Below are 19,596 nucleotides of genomic sequence, written 5' to 3'. Positions count from 1 at the left end.
GGACGGCCGGTGGCCCCGGTGGGGCAGGATGGACGTATGCCGAACCGACTGGCTCACGAAACGTCCCCGTACCTGCTCCAGCACGCCGACAACCCGGTCGACTGGTGGCCGTGGTCGGCCGAGGCCTTCGAGGAGGCGCGCAGGAGCGGTAAACCCGTTCTGCTCAGCGTCGGCTACAGCAGCTGTCACTGGTGTCACGTGATGGCCCACGAGTCCTTCGAGGACCAGGCGACCGCCGACTACCTCAACGCCCATTTCGTCAACGTCAAGGTCGACCGCGAGGAACGCCCCGACGTGGACGCCGTCTACATGGAGGCCGTCCAGGCGGCCACCGGCCAGGGCGGCTGGCCGATGACCGTGTTCCTCACGCCGGACGCCGAGCCGTTCTACTTCGGCACCTACTTCCCGCCGGCGCCCCGGCAGGGCATGCCGTCCTTCCGTCAGGTACTGGAGGGCGTGCACAGCGCCTGGGTGAACCGGCGGGACGAGGTCGCCGACGTGGCGGGGAAGATCGTGCGGGACCTCGCCGGGCGGGAGATCTCCTACGGCGGCACCGAGGCCCCCGGCGAGCAGGAGCTGGCCCAGGCGCTGCTCGGGCTCACCCGGGAGTACGACCCGCAGCGCGGCGGGTTCGGGGGCGCGCCCAAGTTCCCGCCGTCCATGGTGATCGAGTTCCTGCTGCGGCACCACGCGCGGACGGGCGCCGAGGGTGCGTTGCAGATGGCGCGGGACACCTGTGAGCGGATGGCCCGGGGCGGGATCTACGACCAGCTCGGCGGCGGGTTCGCGCGGTACTCCGTCGACCGGGACTGGGTCGTGCCGCACTTCGAGAAGATGCTGTACGACAACGCCCTGCTGTGCCGGGTGTACGCCCATCTGTGGCGGGCCACCGGATCCGGGCTGGCCCGGCGTGTCGCCCTGGAGACCGCGGACTTCATGGTGCGTGAACTGCGCACGGACGAGGGCGGGTTCGCGTCCGCGCTCGACGCCGACAGCGACGACGGGACCGGTGCGCACGTCGAGGGCGCCTACTACGTCTGGACCCCTCAGCAGCTGCGCGAGGTGCTCGGCGACGACGACGCCGAACTCGCCGCCCAGTATTTCGGCGTCACCGAGGAAGGCACCTTCGAGCACGGGTCCTCCGTCCTCCAGCTCCCGCAGCACGAGGGCGTGTTCGACGCCGAGAAGATCGCGTCCGTGAAGGAACGCCTCCTCGCGGCACGGGCCGACCGCCCCGCGCCGGGCCGAGACGACAAGATCGTCGCCGCCTGGAACGGCCTCGCGATCGCCGCCCTCGCCGAGACCGGCGCCTACTTCGACCGCCCCGATCTGGTGGACGCCGCGCTCGGTGCCGCCGACCTCCTCGTCCGGCTGCACCTCGACGACCAGGCCCGCCTCACGCGCACCAGCAAGGACGGCCGGGCCGGCGCCAACGCGGGGGTGCTGGAGGACTACGGCGATGTCGCCGAGGGCTTCCTCGCGCTGGCCTCCGTCACCGGTGAGGGCGTCTGGCTGGACTTCGCCGGGTTCCTGCTCGACCACGTGCTCGCCCGCTTCACCGACGAGGAGTCCGGCGCCCTGTACGACACCGCCGCCGACGCCGAGCAGCTGATCCGCCGCCCGCAGGACCCCACCGACAACGCCGCCCCCTCCGGCTGGAGCGCGGCGGCCGGCGCCCTGCTGAGCTACGCCGCGCAGACCGGCGCCGGGTCGCACCGTGCCGCGGCCGAGAAGGCGCTGGGTGTGGTCAAGGCCCTCGGTCCGCGCGTCCCCCGCTTCATCGGCTGGGGTCTGGCCGTGGCCGAGGCCGGCCTGGACGGGCCGCGCGAGGTCGCGATCGTGGGACCGAGTCTGGATGACAAGGCCACGAAGACCTTGCACCGTACGGCACTTCTGGCCACGGCCCCGGGGGCGGTCGTGGCCGTGGGAACTCCGGAGAGTGACGAGTTCCCGCTTCTTGTTGACCGGCCCCTGCAGCAGGGTCAACCCGCCGCTTACGTCTGCCGTAACTTCACCTGCGATGCCCCGACCACCGAGCCGGACCGGTTGCGAACCGCGCTGAGCAGCTGAAACGGCATGTCCATGCGGCAGTTACGCAAGCTGTGTTCGAATTGTTCACTCTCGGGGACCGTTGTGATGAAACGCGCTCTTCACTGAAACGGCCTGCGGGCTTCACAGATCCCCCCTAATCTCTGCACAGTGCCGTGACGGGCGTAACTCACCGTTGCGACAGGGGGCATTGAGGATCTGGGGGGATCTGATTGTTGACATCTGTCTTCATAGCCGTTGTCTCGCTGGCCTTGTTCTGGATGGCGGCCTTCACCTTGTGGTGGCAGATGCACGCGTGGCGCACGCCCGAGGTGCTCGCCTCCACCCGGTTCAGCAGACCGGACGGCGGCGAGCACGTGTCGTTCTCGCTGCTGTTGCCGGCCCGGCACGAGCAGGCCGTGCTGGACCACACCATCCAGCGGTTGCTGGAGTCGACGCACACCGATTTCGAGATCATCGTGATCGTCGGGCACGACGACCCGGAGACGGCGGAGGTGGCCGAGAGGGCCGCGGCACGTGACCCGCGCGTCCGGGTCGTCGTCGACACCCACGAGAAGAAGAACAAGCCGAAGGCCATGAACACGGCGCTGCCGCACTGCCGCGGCGACGTCGTCGGGGTCTTCGACGCCGAGGACCAGGTCCACCCGGAGCTCCTCGCGCACGTGGACCACGCGTTCCGGACCACGGGAGCCGATGTGGTCCAAGGGGGCGTCCAGCTCATCAACTTCCACTCCAGCTGGTACAGCCTGCGCAACTGCCTGGAGTACTTCTTCTGGTTCCGGTCGCGACTGCACCTGCACGCGCAGAAGGGGTTCATCCCGCTCGGGGGCAACACCGTCTTCGTACGCACCGACGTGCTGCGGGAAGCCGACGGCTGGGACCCCGACTGCCTCGCCGAGGACTGCGATCTGGGCGTGCGCCTGTCCAGTGTCGGCAAGAAGGTCGTCGTCGCCTACGACTCCGACATGGTCACCAAGGAGGAGACGCCCGGCAGCCTCATGTCGCTGCTCAAGCAGCGCACCCGCTGGAACCAGGGCTTCCTCCAGGTGTACCGGAAGAAGGACTGGCGGCAACTGCCCACCTTCGGGCAGCGGTTGCTCGCCCGGTACACGCTCATGACGCCGTTCATGCAGGCCTTCACCGGGCTCGTCATCCCGCTCAACATCGCGATCGCCGTCTTCTTCGACGTGCCGGTGAGCGTCGCGTTCATCACCTTCCTGCCGGCCGTCACCGCGCTCGTCACCTTCGTCTTCGAGATCGTCGGACTGCACGACTTCGGCAAGCAGTACGGGCTGCGCGTCCGTTTCGTCCACTACCTGAAGCTCGTCGTGGGCGGCCCCTTCTACCAGGTGCTCCTAGCGGGGGCCGCCGTCCGCGCCGTATGGCGTGAGCAGCGCGGCCAGAACGACTGGGAGCTGACCACGCACGTCGGCGCGCATCTCTCCGACGCCGAAGCGACCCGAGACCTCCGAGAGGACGTCCCTGCGTGACCTCCACCCTTCCCGCGGTGACCACTGCGAAGGTCCCCGCGCAGAGACAACCTGTCCATGAAGCATGTTCGACCAGTCGAACGGAGCCGCCGAAGCGTCTCCGGTCCTCCCGTCCCGACCTGATCCTGTGCGGCGTACTCCTCGTCGCGATCCTGGTCGTGCAGGGCTGGAACATCGCCGACTACCCGACTCTCAGCGACGACGAGGGCACCTACCTCGCCCAGGCCTGGGCGGTCCAGGAGGGCCGGGGCCTCGCCCACTACACCTACTGGTACGACCACCCGCCCCTCGGCTGGATCCAGATAGCCCTGCTGACCTGGATACCCGCCGCGCTCAGCCCCGAGTCGATGACCGTCGGCACCATGCGCGCCGCGATGCTCGTCATCAGCGCGGTCAGCGCGGTCCTGGTCTACGTGCTCGGGCGACGGCTGTCCCTGCCGCGCTGGGCGGCCGGGCTCGGCATGGTCCTGTTCGGCCTGTCGCCGCTGTCGGTCGTCCTCCAGCGGGAGATCTTCCTCGACAACCTCGCGGTGATGTGGACGCTGCTCGCGTTCGCCCTCGCCGCCTCGCCGAGCCGGCACCTCTGGCACCACTTCGGCGCCGGGATCGCGGCCGCGACGGCCGTACTGACCAAGGAGACGATGCTCTTCGTCCTCCCGGCGGTCCTCATCACCATGTGGCGGCACAGCCACCGTGACACCCGCAAGTTCGCCGTGACCGGAGCCGTCACCGCCTGCGCGCTGATCGGCCTCTCCTACCCCCTGTTCGCCCTGCTGAAGGGCGAACTGTTCCCGGGCGGCGGCCACGTCTCGCTCTGGGACGGCATCAAGTACCAGATGACCAGGCCCGGTTCCGGTTTCATCCTGGACCAGGGGTCCGGCTCCCACGGCGTGCTCCGGTCGTGGCTCTACTACGACCGTGTCCTCATCCTCGGCGGGCTCGCCGGTGGCCTGCTGCTCCTGGTCACCTGGCGCTGGTCGGTCACCGCCCGCGCGCTGGCCGGACCTTCGTGCGCGGTGGTGATCCTCGCCCTGGTGGCCATGCGCCCCAGCGGCTACCTGCCCGCGATGTACGTCATCCAGGCACTGCCCTTCCTCGCTCTCGTCCTCGCCGGAGGAACGGCCTCCGTCGCCCACGCCGTACTGCGCAGGGGGCGGTCCGAGGCCGAGAAGCGGTACGTGACCGGCGGACGGTACGCCCTCGCGGCCGTCCTCGCGCTCGCCGCCGGCGCCTACGTCGTGCCGCGCTGGTACGACGGCGACCGCACCGCCGTCACCGCCGACGCCAACGCGCCCTACCAGGCCGCCTCCCAGTGGCTCTCCACCGAGGTGGAGGACCCGAAGAACACCCGGGTGCTCGTCGACGACGCGCTGTGGCTGGATCTGGTGCACGCGGGCTACGAGCCCGGCCGCGGCGTCATCTGGTTCTACAAGGCCGACCTCGACCCGGCCGTGACGAAGACGATGCCGCGCGGCTGGAAGGACCTCGACTACGTGGTGGCCTCGCCGACGGTACGGCGCGACGCGGTCGACCTGCCCAACGTGCGGGCGGCCATCGAGCACTCGAAGGCCGTCGCCGTGTTCGGCACCGGCGAGGACCGGATCGAGATCCGGCGGATCCAGACAGCCTCGGGAGGGGTTCGATGAGCCAGGAGTCCACCGTCCCCGAGGAACTGGGCGATCCGGCCGTACAGGCGGCCGAGATCCCCGAACCGGGCGCGGTCACCATCGTCGTACCGACCTTCAACGAGTCGGCGAACGTACGGCAGCTGCTGCACCAGATCACCGAGTCGGTGCCGTCCCGGCTGCCCTGCGAGGTCGTCTTCGTGGACGACTCCACCGACGACACCCCGCAGGTCATCAAGGAGGCCGCGCAGGACTGCCCGTTCCCGGTCACCGTCATCCACCGGGACGAACCGGTCGGCGGACTCGGCGGCGCGGTCGTCGAGGGGATGAAGGCCGCCGGGTCGGACTGGATCGTCGTGATGGACGGCGACTGCCAGCATCCGCCGTCCCTGGTCCCGGAGCTGGTCGCCACGGGTGAGCGGGCGAACGCCGGGCTCGTCGTCGCCTCCCGGTACATCAAGGGCGGCAGCCGGGCCGGGCTCGCGGACAGCTACCGGGTGGCCGTGTCACGGGCGGCGACCTGGCTGACCAAGGCCCTCTTCCCGCGCCGGCTGCACGGCATCAGCGACCCCATGAGCGGCTTCTTCGCCATCCGGCGCAGTGACATCACCGCGGCGGCGCTCAAGCCGCTCGGCTACAAGATCCTGCTGGAGCTGGCGGTACGCAGCCGCCCGCGGACGGTCACCGAGGTGCCGTTCGTGTTCCAGGAGCGGTTCGCGGGGGAGTCCAAGTCCACGGCGGCCGAGGGCCGGCGCTTCCTGCGGCACCTCGCCGGGCTGCGCACGGCCGACCCGCTGGCCCGCATGGTGGTGTTCGGACTGATCGGGCTCACCGGCTTCGTGCCCAACCTGACCGCGCTGTGGGCGATGACCCAGGCGGGGCTGCACTACCTCCCCGCCGAGATCATCGCCAACCAGTTCGGCGTGGCCTGGAACTTCCTGCTCATCGAGAAGCTGCTGTTCCGCGACCGCCGCCGGCACCGGCACTGGGCCGACCGCACCGCCCGGTTCGCGCTGCTCGCCAACGCCGACCTGGTGCTGCGCATCCCGCTGATCGCACTGCTCGTGGGGCAGTTCGGGCTGGCCGTGCTCCCGGCCACCGCGCTGGCCCTGGTCATCACCTTCGTCCTGCGCTTCGTCGGTACCGAGGCGCTGGTCTATCTGCCGCGCAGGAGCCGCACAGCAAGGAGTACTGCATGAGATACAGAACCAGAACGGCCCTGCTGGCCGTGATGGGACTCACCGGTGGTCTGCTCCTCACCGCGCCCCCGCCCGCCTCCGCCGCCAACCTCATCAAGAACCCCGGCTTCGAGACCGCCGGCAGCGACGACATGCCCTACTGCTGGAAGAAGTCCGGCTGGGGCGACAACGACTTCACCTTCGAGACGGTGGCCGACGCGCACTCGGGAAGCAAGGCCATGAAGGTCACGCTGACCCGGCGCGTCGACGGCGACCGCAAGGCGCTGATCACCGAGTCCGCCGCGTGCGCGCCCGTCGTCACGCCGGGCAAGCAGTACGACCTGGGGCTCTGGTACAAGTCGACCACCCCGGACACCTCGGTCACCCTGTTCCGGCACGATCCGGTGGCGGGCTGGCAGTACTGGACCGACCTGAAGACGCTTCAGATGGCGGCCGGTTGGACCGAGGCCACGGTCCGCACACCCGAGGTGCCCGTCGGCACCGACCGGATCGCCTGGGGCGTCTCCGTGTACGGCACCGGCTCCGTCACCACCGACGACTACACGATGGACCAGGTCGCCGACCCGGTGCCCGACCCGGTGTGCACCGGCACCGCCGAGGAGTGCGCGAACGGCCGCTGGGACGTGCTGCCCACGAAGAACCCGGTCCGCTCCATGCACTCCGTCGTCCTCAACAACGGCAAGGTGCTGCTGATCGCCGGCTCCGGCAACAGCGAGGAGATGTTCAAGGCGGGCACGTTCACCAGCGCGGTCTACGACCCGGAGAAGGGCACGTACAAGCAGATCCCCACGCCCAAGGACATGTTCTGCGCCGGGCACGTCCAGCTGGACGACGGGCGGGTGCTCGTGATGAGCGGCAACAAGGGCTACCCGTCGGCGGACGGCAAGGTCGGCTACCAGGGCTACAAGGACTCGTACCTCTTCGACCCGGTCACCGAGACGTACAGCAGGACCAACGACATGAACGACGGCCACTGGTACCCGTCGGCCACGATCCTCGGCAACGGTGACGTGATCTCCTTCGGCGGTCTGAAGGAGGACTCGACCGGATCGGTCACCGCCGAGCGTTGGTCGGACGCCGAGCAGAAGTGGCTCGAACTCTGGAAGGTCAACCAGACCTGGTCCTACTGGGGTCTGTACCCGTCGATGATCCTGATGCAGGACGGCCGCCTGTTCTACTCGGGCAGCCATGTCTTCGGGAACAACATCCCGGGCACGGGCTCGGCGATCTACGACTACGACGCCAACACCGTCACCCAGGTCCCCGGCCTGCGGAACAAGGACCAGCGCGACCAGTCCGCGAGCGTGCTGCTGCCCCCGGCCCAGGACCAGAAGGTCCTCACCATCGGCGGCGGCAACATCGACTCCAACCCGGACGCGAACCGCCTGACCGACGTCATCGACCTCAAGCAGCCCGACCCGTCCTACGTCGCCGGCCCGCCGCTCCCGCAGGGCACCGTCGACCTCGGTGCCGGAAAGGTCCCCCAGACGGGTGACCAGGGCAAGATGTACGTCTCCGCCGTCCTGCTGCCTGACGGCAAGGTCCTGGAGACGGGTGGCGCGCTGCACAACCGGGCCGACCCGGTGTACGAGTCGTCGCTCTACGACCCGGCGACCAACACCTTCGACCCGGTGGCCCCGGACCCGGAGGAGCGCGGCTACCACTCCTCGGCGTTCCTGCTGCCGGACGGCCGGGTGATGACGACCGGCGACAACCCGGGCAACGGCACCTGGAACCATGACGTGTCGGTCTACACCCCGCCCTATCTCCTCAAGGGCGAGCGCCCGAAGATCACGTCGGTCATCGACACCGAGTGGACCTACGGCGACACTCAGCGGATCACCGTCGACCGGCCCATCGCCAAGGCCGAGCTGATCCGCCCGGCCGCCGTCACCCACTCCTCCGACCCGAACCAGCGCTTCGTCGACCTGCCGTTGTCGGTGGACGGCAACAACGTCGACCTGAACGTGACGAGCAACCCCAACCTGGCCCCGCCCGGCTGGTACATGCTCTTCGCGGTCGACGCCAACGGGGTGCCGTCGGTGGCCGAGTGGGTGCACCTGGGGGGTCCGCAGGCCCTGAGCGCCGAGGACGCCTCGGCCCACGTCCACGACTTCGCGGGTGATCTCCGGGGCAAGGTCACGGGCCCGGGCAAGAAGCGCGGCTCGCAGAAGGTCAGCCCGACCGTCTCCGGTTGCGACCGGCACTACGGCTCCGCCAACGTCTGCGTGCCGACCGACTTCCCGCCGACGGTGAAGGCGACGGCGAAGTCCCGCTGCGACTGGCTGAAGAAGAACGACTACGGCCGTCTGAAGGTCAACGGCAAGGATGACCCGCTGCGGTTGGACGGCAACCGGGACGGGACCGCCTGCGGGAAGGGTGATGTGAGCAGGCGTTAGCTCAGCTCGCGTAGTCGGCGAGGGCGCGCTCCACGATGGCCACCAGCTGCTCGTGGTGCGCGCCCTTCCAGTACGCGCGCCTGCACTCGGTGCACTGGGCGAAGACGTCATACGACCGCTGCGTGCCGCCCTCCAGCCGGTCGGCCACCTCCTCCTTGGTGGCCTCCTTCAGCAGGCCGTTGCAGGCGCTGCACCGGGTCCAGGGCCGCAGTTCGGGCCGGAACCGGGCGAGCACGTCGCGGAGCTGGTCCTCGGGGCGGGTGCTGTAGACGTAGGCGCCGGCCCACAGTTCACGGCGGCGCAGCAGGCCCCGGTCGCGGCTGAGCATCACCCGCTTCTCGGCGGCCGAGCGGGAGGCGAGGGCCGGGTCGCCGATGTCCGTCGACTCGTAGGCGGTGTCCACGCCGAGCAGGCGCAGGCGGCGGGCGAGGGTGCCGAGATGGACGTCGAGCAGGAAGCGCAGGGGCGCGCCGGGCACCCGCTGGGGGCGTTCGACGGGCCGTACCACCACGGATTCGCCGGCCGCCGGGACGTGGGACACCGGCACCGGGGCACCGTCCACGACCAGGGTGCCGACCTCGGTCAGCGGGACGCCGACGGACTCGACGACATGGCCGAGGGTGGAGACGCCGTCGGTGGCGAGCCGGGTGGCGCCCGAGCGCCTGGCCTCGGGGACGAACAGGTGCAGCTCGGGGGCGAACTCGACGTGGATCTCGGGACCGTTCACCCGGCCAGCATGTCACGGCAGCGGGCTCGTACCTCAGGTGTTTTTCGCAGGGAGGCCGTGCTCGACCACGTCCAGGGCACGGTCGAGGAGGTCGTGCAGATCGTCCTCGAAGCCGTTCTCGGCCCAGTACAGGGAGATCTCCGTCAGGCCGCCGATGAGGGACATCGTGTAGACCCTCGCCTCCAGGCTGTCCCGCGCCGCACCGGTGCGCTCGGCGACGGCCTCGGCGAGCATCCGGCCGGTGACCGACATGCTCTCCCGCATCCGTGAACGCACCGCGGGTACCTCGGCCAGCAGCCGCGACCGCAGTCGGACGATTTCGGGTTCCTCCGACAACGCGGCGCTGATCGCCAGTTTCATGACGTACCGCAAGGACTCCGGCCACGGCTCCTCGGCCGGCCGTTTGCGCAGTTCCGCCAGCAGGACCGGGTCGAGCTCGTCCGTCAGGACGATGTCCTCCTTGGTGGGGAAGTAGCGGAAGACGGTGCTCGGCGAGACCTCGGCGCGCTCCGCGATCTGCTCGACGGTGGTGGCCTCGTACCCCTGCTCCCCGACCAGGGCGTAGGTCGCGTCCCGGATGACGATCCGCGTCTTGGTCTTCTTGCGTTCCCGCAGGCCCGGACGGCGCGTGGCTTCCGGAACAGGGGTATGTGCCGTGGTCATGCCCCTCATTGTCGGCCATGGGCCTTACGGGGGACCAAGGCCGCGGCGCCGGACCCTTGCCGGTCGGCGGGCCGCCGGTTCGGCAGCAGCGCTGCCGTGAGGGCCGCCGTCACCAGGGCGGCGATGCCGCATACGACGAGGACCGCGGCGATGCCGTCCACGTGGGCGGCGTCGGCGGAACGCGCGAGGGCGGGCAGGTCGAACCGCTCGGCGACCGCGTGGGCGCCGCTGAGCGAGTCACGTGCGGCTCCGCGGCGGCCGCCGGGAGGCCGGCGGTGTCGAGCCGATCCCGGTAGGACTCGCGACCAGGCTGCCCAGCAGCGCGATGCCGAGGGCCCGCCCACCTGGTCTGCTCCTGATGCGCCGGGAGGGCATGGAAAAGGGCCACGGCTCGTAGGCGGTGGCCCTTGCGAAACCCAGGAGCGCTATCCGTGCTGGTACGCCACCAGCGAGATCCCGACGTAGTGCGTGATGAACGCCGCCAGCGTGAGGGAGTGGAACACCTCGTGGAAGCCGAACCAGCGCGGTGACGGGTTCGGGCGCTTGATGCCGTAGATCACGCCGCCCGCGCTGTAGAGCAGGCCGCCGACGATCACCAGGACCAGGACGGCGATGCCGCCGGTGCGCATGAAGTCCGGCAGGAAGAACACGGCCGCCCAGCCCATCGCGATGTAGCAGGGCGTGTAGAGCCAGCGCGGGGCGCCCACCCAGAAGACGCGGAAGACGATGCCCGCCGCGGCGGCGCCCCAGATGCCCCACAGCAGCCACTGCCCCTTGGCTCCCGGCAGAAGCAGCATCGTCAGCGGGGTGTAGGTGCCGGCGATGATCAGGAAGATGTTGGCGTGGTCGAGCCGGCGCAGGATGCCGTCCATGCGCGGGCTCCAGTCGCCCCGGTGGTACAGCGCGCTCACGCCGAACAGCAGGCAGGCCGTGAGGACGTAGATCCCACAGGCGATGCGGCCCCGGGTCGAGTCGGCGAGGGCGGTCAGGACCAGGCCCGCGACGAGAACGGCCGGAAACATACCCAGGTGCAGCCAGCCGCGGAGCTTGGGCTTGATCGGGTCGGTGATGTGCTGGGCGACCTGTTGCTTGATCTGGTGCGGCAGGGAGGGCGCGTCGGAATCGCGGCCGGCGGCCGGCGTGTCCGAGGGCGCGTCGGGGGCGGGCGCAGTCATGCGGGAAATCGTACCTACGCGGCCGTAAGTCTCGTATCACCGCGTCCAGATGGGCGCTCGGAAGTGGCCTTCGTCTCATGGGGTGCCCGGCATGGGCGCACTCGGGGTGAATCCTCGGTGACCCAGCGAAAACATCGGATGGAGTGGCGATCCTCACGCCGCTCACCTGTGACGCCCTCTGGACATATGGGCGGAGGCGTCGGATGATCAAATGAGTGCGGTCGGCACCGGATGAGCGCGGAAGATCGACTCAGTGCAGCATCCGGGTCGCGGCCCCCACGGGGCATACAAGGGCATATTCAGGACAAGAATCCCTCATTTAGGAGCAACCGTGGCGCGCGACATCGCGGCTCCCCCCGTCGTCCCCACCAATCACCGGGCGCTCGTCTCATGGGTGAACGAGATCGCCGAACTGACGCAGCCGGACAGCGTGGTCTGGTGTGACGGCTCCGAGGCCGAGTACGAGCGTCTGTGCGAGGAGCTCGTCGCGAAGGGCACCTTCAAGAAGCTCGACCCGATCAAGCGCCCCAACTCGTACTACGCCGCCTCCGACCCGACCGACGTCGCGCGCGTCGAGGACCGGACCTTCATCTGCTCCGAGAAGGAGGAGGACGCGGGCCCCACCAACCACTGGAAGGCCCCGGCGGAGATGCGGGAGATCTTCCAGGGGGAGAAGGGCCTCTTCCGCGGCTCCATGCGCGGCCGCACCATGTACGTCGTGCCCTTCTGCATGGGCCCGCTCGGCTCGCCGCTGTCCGCGATCGGCGTCGAGATCACCGATTCGGCGTACGTCGCCGTCTCCATGCGCACCATGACCCGCATGGGCCGGTCCGTCCTCGACGAGCTCGGCTCCGAGGGCTTCTTCGTCAAGGCCGTGCACACGCTGGGCGCCCCCCTGGAGGAGGGCCAGGAGGACGTCCCCTGGCCCTGCAACCAGACCAAGTACATCTCCCACTTCCCGGAGACCCGCGAGATCTGGTCCTACGGTTCCGGCTACGGCGGCAACGCCCTGCTCGGCAAGAAGTGCTACGCCCTGCGCATCGCCTCCGTCATGGCCCGCGACGAGGGCTGGCTCGCCGAGCACATGCTCATCCTCAAGCTGACCCCGCCGCAGGGCGAGTCCAAGTACGTGGCGGCGGCCTTCCCCTCCGCCTGCGGCAAGACCAACCTCGCGATGCTGGAGCCCACCATCTCCGGCTGGACGGTCGAGACCATCGGCGACGACATCGCCTGGATGCGCTTCGGCGAGGACGGCCGTCTGTACGCCATCAACCCCGAGGCCGGCTTCTTCGGCGTCGCGCCCGGAACGGGTGAGCACACCAACGCCAACGCGATGAAGACGCTGTGGGGCAACTCGGTCTTCACCAACGTGGCGCTCACCGACGACAACGACATCTGGTGGGAGGGCATGACGGAGGAGACCCCGGCCCACCTCACCGACTGGAAGGGCAACGACTGGACGCCCGGCAGCGAGACCCCGGCCGCCCACCCCAACGCCCGCTTCACCGTCCCCGCGTCCCAGTGCCCGATCATCGCGCCCGAGTGGGAGGACCCCAAGGGCGTGCCGATCTCGGCGATCCTGTTCGGCGGGCGCCGCGCCACCGCCGTACCGCTGGTGACGGAGTCCTTCGACTGGAACCACGGTGTGTTCCTGGGCGCGAACGTGGCGAGCGAGAAGACCGCCGCCGCCGAGGGCAAGGTCGGTGAGCTGCGCCGCGACCCGTTCGCGATGCTGCCCTTCTGCGGCTACAACATGGGCGACTACATGGCCCACTGGGTCGACGTGGCCAAGGACAAGGACCAGTCCAAGCTGCCGAAGATCTACTACGTCAACTGGTTCCGCAAGAACGACGAGGGCAAGTTCGTCTGGCCCGGCTTCGGTGAGAACAGCCGCGTGCTGAAGTGGATCGTCGAGCGCCTCGACGGCAAGGCCGAGGGCGTCGAGACCCCGATCGGCATCCTGCCGACCAAGGACGCCCTCGACACGAACGGCCTCGAACTGTCCGACTCCGACCTGGACTTCCTCCTCACCGTCGACAAGGAGGTCTGGCGCGAGGAGGCCGCGCTCGTCCCCGAGCACCTCAACACCTTCGGCGACCACACGCCCAAGGAGCTGTGGGACGAGTACCGCGCCCTGGTGCAGCGCCTGGGCTGATCCAGCCCTCCCTCACGCCGCGGCCGGCTCCGAGTCTGCCCTGACCAGCGAGATCGTCACGGTCGGCCGCGGTGACCGCACCACAGACCGGCGAAGTTCCGTACAACGGCGTGCGGGGCTCCGGGCCTGTCGTCGCATGTCCCCGTCCGCCCCGACGGGGAGCGGCGCGACGACAGGCCCTCGCCTGTATTCGTTCTCCTGTTCGGCCGCGCCGCCTTGAGCGCGGCCTCCCCACCGCTGTTACATGGCCTCCACGAGAGCGTCACTGATCCCAGTGAGCGTTCGATTCAGCCTGTGGGGGGCACAGTTGAATACAGCGCACCGTCCCAGACGTCTCGCGGCCACGCTGCTCGCCGCCGCACTCGCCGGGACCGGCCTGACCGTCGCCGCCGCGCCCGCGGCCCACGCGGCGGCCTCCGAAGCCGTGGCCAAGCTGCCGATCACCTCGTACTCGGCGCTGGCGGTGGACTCCGCGCACCAGCGGGTCTACGTCGCCGACAGCAACATGGGCAGCTACGACAACCCCGGTCTGATCGCCGTCTACAACTTCCAGGGCGAGCGGATCACCACGATCAGCACCACCCAGCACATCTCCGGCCTGGCGCTGAACGCCGACGGCTCCACGCTCTACGTCGGCGGACGCGAGGTGCTCTGGCGCTACGACACCAGCACCTACACCTCCAACGGCCTGTACGTCTCCACCGACACCTGCGGCCGCAGCCTCGCCTTCTCCGGCGGCACGGCGTACTACACGACGCCCTACTCGTACTACACGTCGCAGTGCGACACGACGCTGACCCACCTGGACGCCTACGCGCCCGCCACCAACACCGTGGCGCGCACCAACTGGCAGGACAACGGCAAGCTGCAGCTGGAGGCCGGTCCCGGCGACCGGATGCTGATGGGTCAGCCGCTCAACTCGTCCGCCGCCGACCCGTTCCTTACGGTGTACGACACCGGGGGCGGCAGCCTCGTCCGCGACGCGGCCCGCCGCTTCGCCGACGCCGACGGCAAGGGCGCCCTGAACCTGAAGGACATGGCGTTCTCCGCCGACGGCAGCAAGATCGCCGTGGCCGACGCGTCGGCCGGGACGCGGCTGCTGAACACCGGCGACCTGTCCGACGCGGCGGACGGCTACCAGGCGCTGCCCGCCGGCGCCGCCGCCAGCGCGGTCGCCTTCGGCGGTGACGGCAAGTACATCGCGCGGGGCGCCTCGGCCGACGGCTCGACGCCGGACCTGCTGGTGCAGCCCGCCGACCCCACCGACTCCACGGCGCCGCTGGAGTTCGCCTTCGAGGGCAGCCTCGACGGCGACCGGGTCGCGCCGCGTGGCCTGGAGTGGTCGGCGGACGGCTCCCGGCTGTTCGCGGTGACCACCAACGCGGCCGGCAACCAGTACTGGCTGCACATCATCCAGCCGCCGGCGGTCCAGTACGACACCCGCTTCGCCGGCGGCCTCACCCACAGCCCCGCCCAGGCGGTCGCCGGTGAGCCGCTGGCCGTGCGGGGCAAGCTGGAGCAGGACGGGCCGGCGCCCGCCGAACCCCTGAAGGTCCGGGCCACCCGCACCGACGCGAGCGGCACGCGTGAGCTCGGCACCTTCACCGTCAAGGACGACGGCACCTTCACCGTCCTCGACGAGCCCGACCGGGTCGGCGACGCCACGTACACGGCCTCCTACCTCGGCGACCTGACCCACCGCCCCGCCGAGGACGTCACCGCGACCGTCTCCGTGGGCAAGGCGCCCACCTCGATCGTCCTCACCGCGCCCGAGGAGGGCTCGCTGCGGACGGGCGTGGAGATCGGCGGCTCGTTCACGGCTCAGGGCAGGGCGTTGCCCGAGCGAGCGGTACTCAAGGTGACCCGGACGGACCGCCTCGGCACGGGCACCCTGTCATCGGTGACGGTGGCCGCCGACGGCACCTTCACGATCAACGACCTGCCCCGCTCCCGGGGCAACACGACGTACACGGTGGCCTGGCCGGGTGACGATGCGCACCAGGCGTCCACGGCCACGGCGACGGTCTACGTCAGGCGCTGAGCGGGGGAGAAAGGGGCCGCAGCGGGCCCGACGAGGGCCAAGGAGCGCCACGGCCCGCCGGGTGCGGTGCTGTGGCGCCCGGTCCGCGCGTCGCTGCGGGTGCACGCGGACCGGGGCCGTCCAGGGGGTGTCAGCCGACGCCGGTCAGTTCCTGCGGCTCGGCCTGCGCGGCGGCGTGCGCGTCCATGCGCTCGGCGGCGAGGATCGCCACGGCCGTGTCCGCACGCGACGCCGCGACCACCAGCGCCCGCCCCGCGAGGGTGTGCGCCCGGTGGTGCAGCGCCGCGAGCTTCGGCTCACCGCCGGAGGCCGCCGCGCGGGCCGGCGCCCGCCCGCCCCGAAGCCGTGCCACCTGGGCGGCGAGCCGCTCGGCCGCGGTGTCCAGGTCCTCGGAGGGGGCCGCCGCACGCAGCTCGTCCGTGACGGCCAGCAGTGCCGCGAGATGACCTGCGAGCTGGATGTCCAGCTCTTCCTCACGCGAGCGGTGGGGGAAGTCGGAGGGGGTGTCGGCCATCGTGCTGTGGACCGACTTGGTGCGGATCGGTTCGTACATGGGATGGCCTCCTGTGCTCTGACAGGAAGCCATCCTAGCTTAGATCTCGTCTAAAGTTGAGTCGCTTGCAAGGCGGGGTCGCCCGCCTACGCGGTGTCACGGCTGGCTGTAGCCGTCGAGGAACCGCCCGATCCGCCCGACCGCGTCCCGCAGGTCCGTGACCGTCGGCAGCGTCACGACGCGGAAGTGGTCCGGCGCGGTCCAGTTGAACCCGGTGCCCTGGACGACCATGATCTTCTCGCGCCGCAGCAGGTCCAGGACCAGCTGCCGGTCGTCCTTGATCTTGAAGACCTTGGGGTCGAGGCGCGGGAACAGATACAGCGCCCCCTTCGGCCGTACGCAGCTCACGCCCGGGATCTGGGTCAGCAGATCGTACGCGGTGTCCATCTGCTCCTTCAGCCGCCCGCCGGGCAGCACCAGGTCGTTGATGGACTGCCGTCCGCTCAGCGCGGCCACGACACCGTGCTGACCGGGCATGTTCGCGCACAGCCGCATGTTCGCGAGGATGGTGAGGCCCTCGATGTAGGAGTCGGCATGGGCGCGGGGGCCCGAGATCGACATCCAGCCCACCCGGTACCCGGCGACCCGGTAGGCCTTGGACATGCCGTTGAAGGTGAGGGTGAGCAGGTCGGGCGCGATGGCGGCGGTCGGGGTGTGCGTGGCGCCGTCGTACAGGATCTTGTCGTAGATCTCGTCCGAGCAGACGAGGAGGTTGTGGCGCCGGGCGATGTCCGTCAGCCCCCGCAGCATGGCGTCGTCGTACACGGCCCCCGTCGGGTTGTTGGGGTTGATGATGACGATGGCCTTGGTGCGGTCGGTGACCTTGCGCTCGATGTCGGCGAGGTCGGGCATCCACTCGGACTGCTCGTCGCACCGGTAGTGCACGGCGGTGCCGCCGGACAGGGACACCGCGGCGGTCCAGAGCGGGTAGTCGGGGGCGGGTACCAGCACCTCGTCCCCGTCGTCGAGCAGGGCCTGCATCGCCATGACGATCAGCTCGGAGACGCCGTTGCCGATGAAGACGTGCTCGACGTCGGTCTCGATGCCGAGGGTCTGGTTGTGCATGACGACGGCCCGGCGCGCGGCCAGCAGGCCCTTCGCGTCGCCGTACCCGTGGGCCGACGACACGTTGCGCAGGACGTCCTCCAGGATCTCGGGCGGACACTCGAACCCGAACGCGGCCGGATTGCCGGTGTTCAGCTTGAGGATCCGATGCCCCGCCGACTCGAGCCGCATCGCCTCCTCGAGCACCGGGCCCCGGATCTCGTAACAGACGTTGGCGAGCTTGGTCGACTGGATCACCTGCATGCCAGGAGCTTACGGCCGTGTAACGTCCGGCGGGTCGTGTTTTCCGCCACGTGAGACGCGGAGTTTGCAGTGTTATCGACGGTAGCTGTCCCGCACGCCACTCCCGTCTCTACAATTCGCGGTCATGTCCAGGCCACCTGAGTACGAGAACGGGACGCCCGCCGCCGACGCCGCGAACGGTGCGGCAGATGGGTACGGCCTGCATGGTTCGGACCCGGAGCGCGACGTTCCTCAGGTACCCCCGAACGTGTACCACCCCCAGCCCGAGGCGCCCCCCGCCTACGACGCCTACGCGGACCCGGCGGCCGCGCACGGCTGGCAGAACGCGTACGACGAGACGACGAAGCTGCCGCAGGTGGTGGACGCGGGCCCTGGGGCGGACGACGGCACGGCCTTCACGAGGGCCGACTCCGACCGGGAGGGCTCGTCCGGCGGCTACGACTACAGGTACAGCGGCCCCGATGACGACTACGGCTTCGGCGAGGAGAGCGGCCGCAGATCCGGCGGCCGGCGGGCCGGCGGCGCGGGCCGGGGCTCGCGGCGCAAGCCCGTGGCCCGAGGGCCACGCCGCGTGGCGATGGCCGCAGGGGCCGTGGGGGCGGTCTCGGTGGCGGCGCTGATAGCCGGCTTCGCCATGTCCGGGTCCTCCTCCGGTGGTGGCGCGCAGACCAAGGACGACCGGACGAGCCCGACGGTCGAGGACCCCGCGGCGCCGGCGGCACCGGCCAGGTCTTCGGACCCGTCCGCCGGCACCCGCCCGTCCGACGGCGGCGAGTCGTCGCGAGGCGCCTCCCCGAGCCCCTCGTCCTCAGGCCCCTCCGGGGCCGCGTCGGACGACGCCGACTCCGACGGCAAGAGCCCCTCACCCGCCCCGACCACCACCAGCCCGACGGCGTTCCCCACCACCCCCACCGAGACCAGGACCGCGCCGGGCAACTCGGACGACAAGCCCGGGCTGGGGCAGGGGAGCACCAAGAAGCCGGGTTGAAGGACGAGCGGGTGGGGTTAGGGGGGCGCGCGTCGTGTGTGGTGATCTCACACCCCCCTCGTGAACGTCCTGAGCCGCCCGGCCTGGACCCCTCGCCGCGGGTGATAGGGAAAGCCCTACGGCCCGAACCCACCGGTAGCCGAGTCCTTGTCCCCACCCCTCTCCTACGTGAGAATGCACATGACAAAAGTGCGGGTGGCCGGAGGTTCTTCGGTCACCCTCCTCGTATGAGGGGACCCCCACATGAGAAAACCTCTCGGCGCCGCCCTCCTCGCCCTGGCGATAGCCGGGGCCGGTGCCGCACCCGCGATCGCGGCTCCCGTGGACACGGCCGGACCGTTCGGCAAGAGCGTGGACACGGAGACGGCCGTGTCGACCGTCAGGGACGCCGTCACCGCCACCACGGAGAGCCTCAACCAGGCCCTGAACCCCTCCGTTCGGGCGGTGAACTTCGCGGGAACCGTCTCGCTGAGCAACTGCTCCGGCTCGGTCGTGCGCTTCTCGGACGCCGAGGACGACGACCCCGCGCTGGTGATGACCAACGGCCACTGCCTGGAGACCGGCATGCCCGGACCCGGCCAGGTCGTCGTCGACCGGGCCTCCAGCCGGACCTTCGGGCTGCTCAACGCCTCCGGCAGCCGGGTCGGCACCCTGCGGGCCAGCAAGATCGCCTACGGGACGATGACCGACACGGACGTGGCGATCTATCAGCTCACCACGACCTACGCGCAGATCAAGCGCTCGTACAACATCAACGCCCTGACGATGGCCGACACCCACCCGGTCGCCGGCACCGCCATCACCGTCGCCTCCGGTTACTGGAAGCGGCTGTACAACTGCAACATCGACGGGTTCGTGTACCGCCTCAAGGAAGGCGACTGGACCTTCAAGGACTCCGTCCGCTACACCTCCGCCTGCAACACCATCGGCGGCACCTCCGGCTCCCCGGTCATCGACCAGGCCACCAACAAGGTCGTCGCCGTCAACAACTCGGGCAACGAGGACGGCCAGCGCTGCACGGTCAACAATCCGTGCGAGGTCGACGAGAGCGGCAACGTCACCGTCCGCCAGGGCATCAACTACGCCCAGCAGACCTACCAGATCCCCGCCTGCTTCGGCGTCGACAACAAGCTCGACCTGAACGCGAGCGGCTGCGTGCTGCCCAAGCCGTAACCGGCCACCGCCGTAACCGGCCACCGCCGTAACCGGCCACCGCCGTAACCG

At 70.0% G+C, this 19,596-nt stretch carries 14 protein-coding genes; 9 read left to right on the top strand and 5 right to left on the bottom strand.

All coding sequences use genetic code 11. From position 1 onward, the window contains the following. Window positions 1-36 precede the first annotated feature (36 nt). The 5 genes from ACWCPI_RS28630 to ACWCPI_RS28610 all read left to right on the top strand — a co-directional run bounded on the left by ACWCPI_RS28630 (window position 37) and on the right by ACWCPI_RS28610 (window position 8,762). Window positions 37-2,070, top strand: coding sequence for a thioredoxin domain-containing protein (locus tag ACWCPI_RS28630; RefSeq protein ID WP_451040860.1), 2,034 nt, complete (start codon window positions 37-39; stop codon window positions 2,068-2,070). 191 nt (window positions 2,071-2,261) lie between these two features. Continuing rightward, entirely contained in the window at window positions 2,262-3,539 is a 1,278-nt protein-coding gene (locus ACWCPI_RS28625) for a glycosyltransferase (protein ID WP_451040859.1), read from the top strand. Further along, on the top strand, window positions 3,536-5,185 hold the full coding sequence (locus tag ACWCPI_RS28620; RefSeq protein ID WP_451040858.1) for an ArnT family glycosyltransferase: 1,650 nt from the start codon (window positions 3,536-3,538) through the stop codon (window positions 5,183-5,185). The genes ACWCPI_RS28625 and ACWCPI_RS28620 overlap by 4 nt, the downstream gene beginning before the upstream one ends. Next, window positions 5,182-6,363, top strand: coding sequence for a glycosyltransferase (locus ACWCPI_RS28615; protein WP_451040857.1), 1,182 nt, complete (start codon window positions 5,182-5,184; stop codon window positions 6,361-6,363). Before ACWCPI_RS28620 ends, ACWCPI_RS28615 begins: the two co-directional genes overlap by 4 nt. Next, complete coding sequence (locus ACWCPI_RS28610) at window positions 6,360-8,762, top strand: galactose oxidase-like domain-containing protein (protein WP_451040856.1); 2,403 nt, start codon at window positions 6,360-6,362, stop codon at window positions 8,760-8,762. The genes ACWCPI_RS28615 and ACWCPI_RS28610 overlap by 4 nt, the downstream gene beginning before the upstream one ends. Window position 8,763: 1 nt before the next feature. Here the strand turns inward: ACWCPI_RS28610 and ACWCPI_RS28605 are convergent, their stop codons facing one another. From ACWCPI_RS28605 to trhA, 3 genes are all read right to left on the bottom strand, one after another. Further along, the gene (locus ACWCPI_RS28605) at window positions 8,764-9,489 is read right to left on the bottom strand and encodes a Mut7-C RNAse domain-containing protein (RefSeq protein ID WP_451040855.1); all 726 of its coding nucleotides are present in this window, start codon (window positions 9,487-9,489) and stop codon (window positions 8,764-8,766) included. A gap of 33 nt (window positions 9,490-9,522) precedes the next feature. Further along, window positions 9,523-10,152 carry a TetR/AcrR family transcriptional regulator gene (locus ACWCPI_RS28600; protein WP_451040854.1) on the bottom strand — a complete coding sequence of 210 codons (630 nt, stop codon included), beginning with the start codon at window positions 10,150-10,152 and terminating at the stop codon, window positions 9,523-9,525. A 425-nt stretch (window positions 10,153-10,577) separates the two neighbouring features. Then, on the bottom strand, window positions 10,578-11,327 hold the full coding sequence (trhA, locus tag ACWCPI_RS28595; protein WP_451040853.1) for a PAQR family membrane homeostasis protein TrhA: 750 nt from the start codon (window positions 11,325-11,327) through the stop codon (window positions 10,578-10,580). A gap of 331 nt (window positions 11,328-11,658) precedes the next feature. Here trhA and ACWCPI_RS28590 point away from each other — a divergent pair, with 331 nt between their 5' ends. Together ACWCPI_RS28590 and ACWCPI_RS28585 are read left to right on the top strand one after the other, a co-directional pair. Then, complete coding sequence (locus tag ACWCPI_RS28590; protein WP_451040852.1) at window positions 11,659-13,482, top strand: phosphoenolpyruvate carboxykinase (GTP); 1,824 nt, start codon at window positions 11,659-11,661, stop codon at window positions 13,480-13,482. Window positions 13,483-13,789: 307 nt separating this feature from the next. Beyond that, the gene (locus tag ACWCPI_RS28585; RefSeq protein ID WP_451040851.1) at window positions 13,790-15,523 is read left to right on the top strand and encodes an Ig-like domain repeat protein; all 1,734 of its coding nucleotides are present in this window, start codon (window positions 13,790-13,792) and stop codon (window positions 15,521-15,523) included. A gap of 130 nt (window positions 15,524-15,653) precedes the next feature. On the opposite strand, the gene ACWCPI_RS28580 is transcribed toward ACWCPI_RS28585, so the two are convergent. Beyond that, window positions 15,654-16,076: an SCO4983 family protein gene (locus ACWCPI_RS28580; RefSeq protein WP_451040850.1), complete on the bottom strand. Its 423-nt coding sequence runs from the start codon at window positions 16,074-16,076 to the stop codon at window positions 15,654-15,656. 96 nt (window positions 16,077-16,172) lie between these two features. Further along, window positions 16,173-17,384 carry a pyridoxal phosphate-dependent aminotransferase gene (locus tag ACWCPI_RS28575; protein ID WP_451040849.1) on the bottom strand — a complete coding sequence of 404 codons (1,212 nt, stop codon included), beginning with the start codon at window positions 17,382-17,384 and terminating at the stop codon, window positions 16,173-16,175. A 124-nt stretch (window positions 17,385-17,508) separates the two neighbouring features. Here ACWCPI_RS28575 and ACWCPI_RS28570 point away from each other — a divergent pair, with 124 nt between their 5' ends. Beyond that, on the top strand, window positions 17,509-18,372 hold the full coding sequence (locus ACWCPI_RS28570) for a hypothetical protein (protein WP_451040848.1): 864 nt from the start codon (window positions 17,509-17,511) through the stop codon (window positions 18,370-18,372). A gap of 243 nt (window positions 18,373-18,615) precedes the next feature. Next, window positions 18,616-19,545 (top strand): S1 family peptidase, encoded by a 930-nt coding sequence (locus ACWCPI_RS28565; protein WP_451040847.1) that lies wholly within the window; start codon window positions 18,616-18,618, stop codon window positions 19,543-19,545. Window positions 19,546-19,596: the final 51 nt, after the last annotated feature.

It is taken from the genome of Streptomyces sp. NPDC001920, from assembly GCF_053594495.1.
Note: the sequence above shows the minus strand (reverse complement) of the source record. Positions and strands in the feature narration are given on the sequence as shown.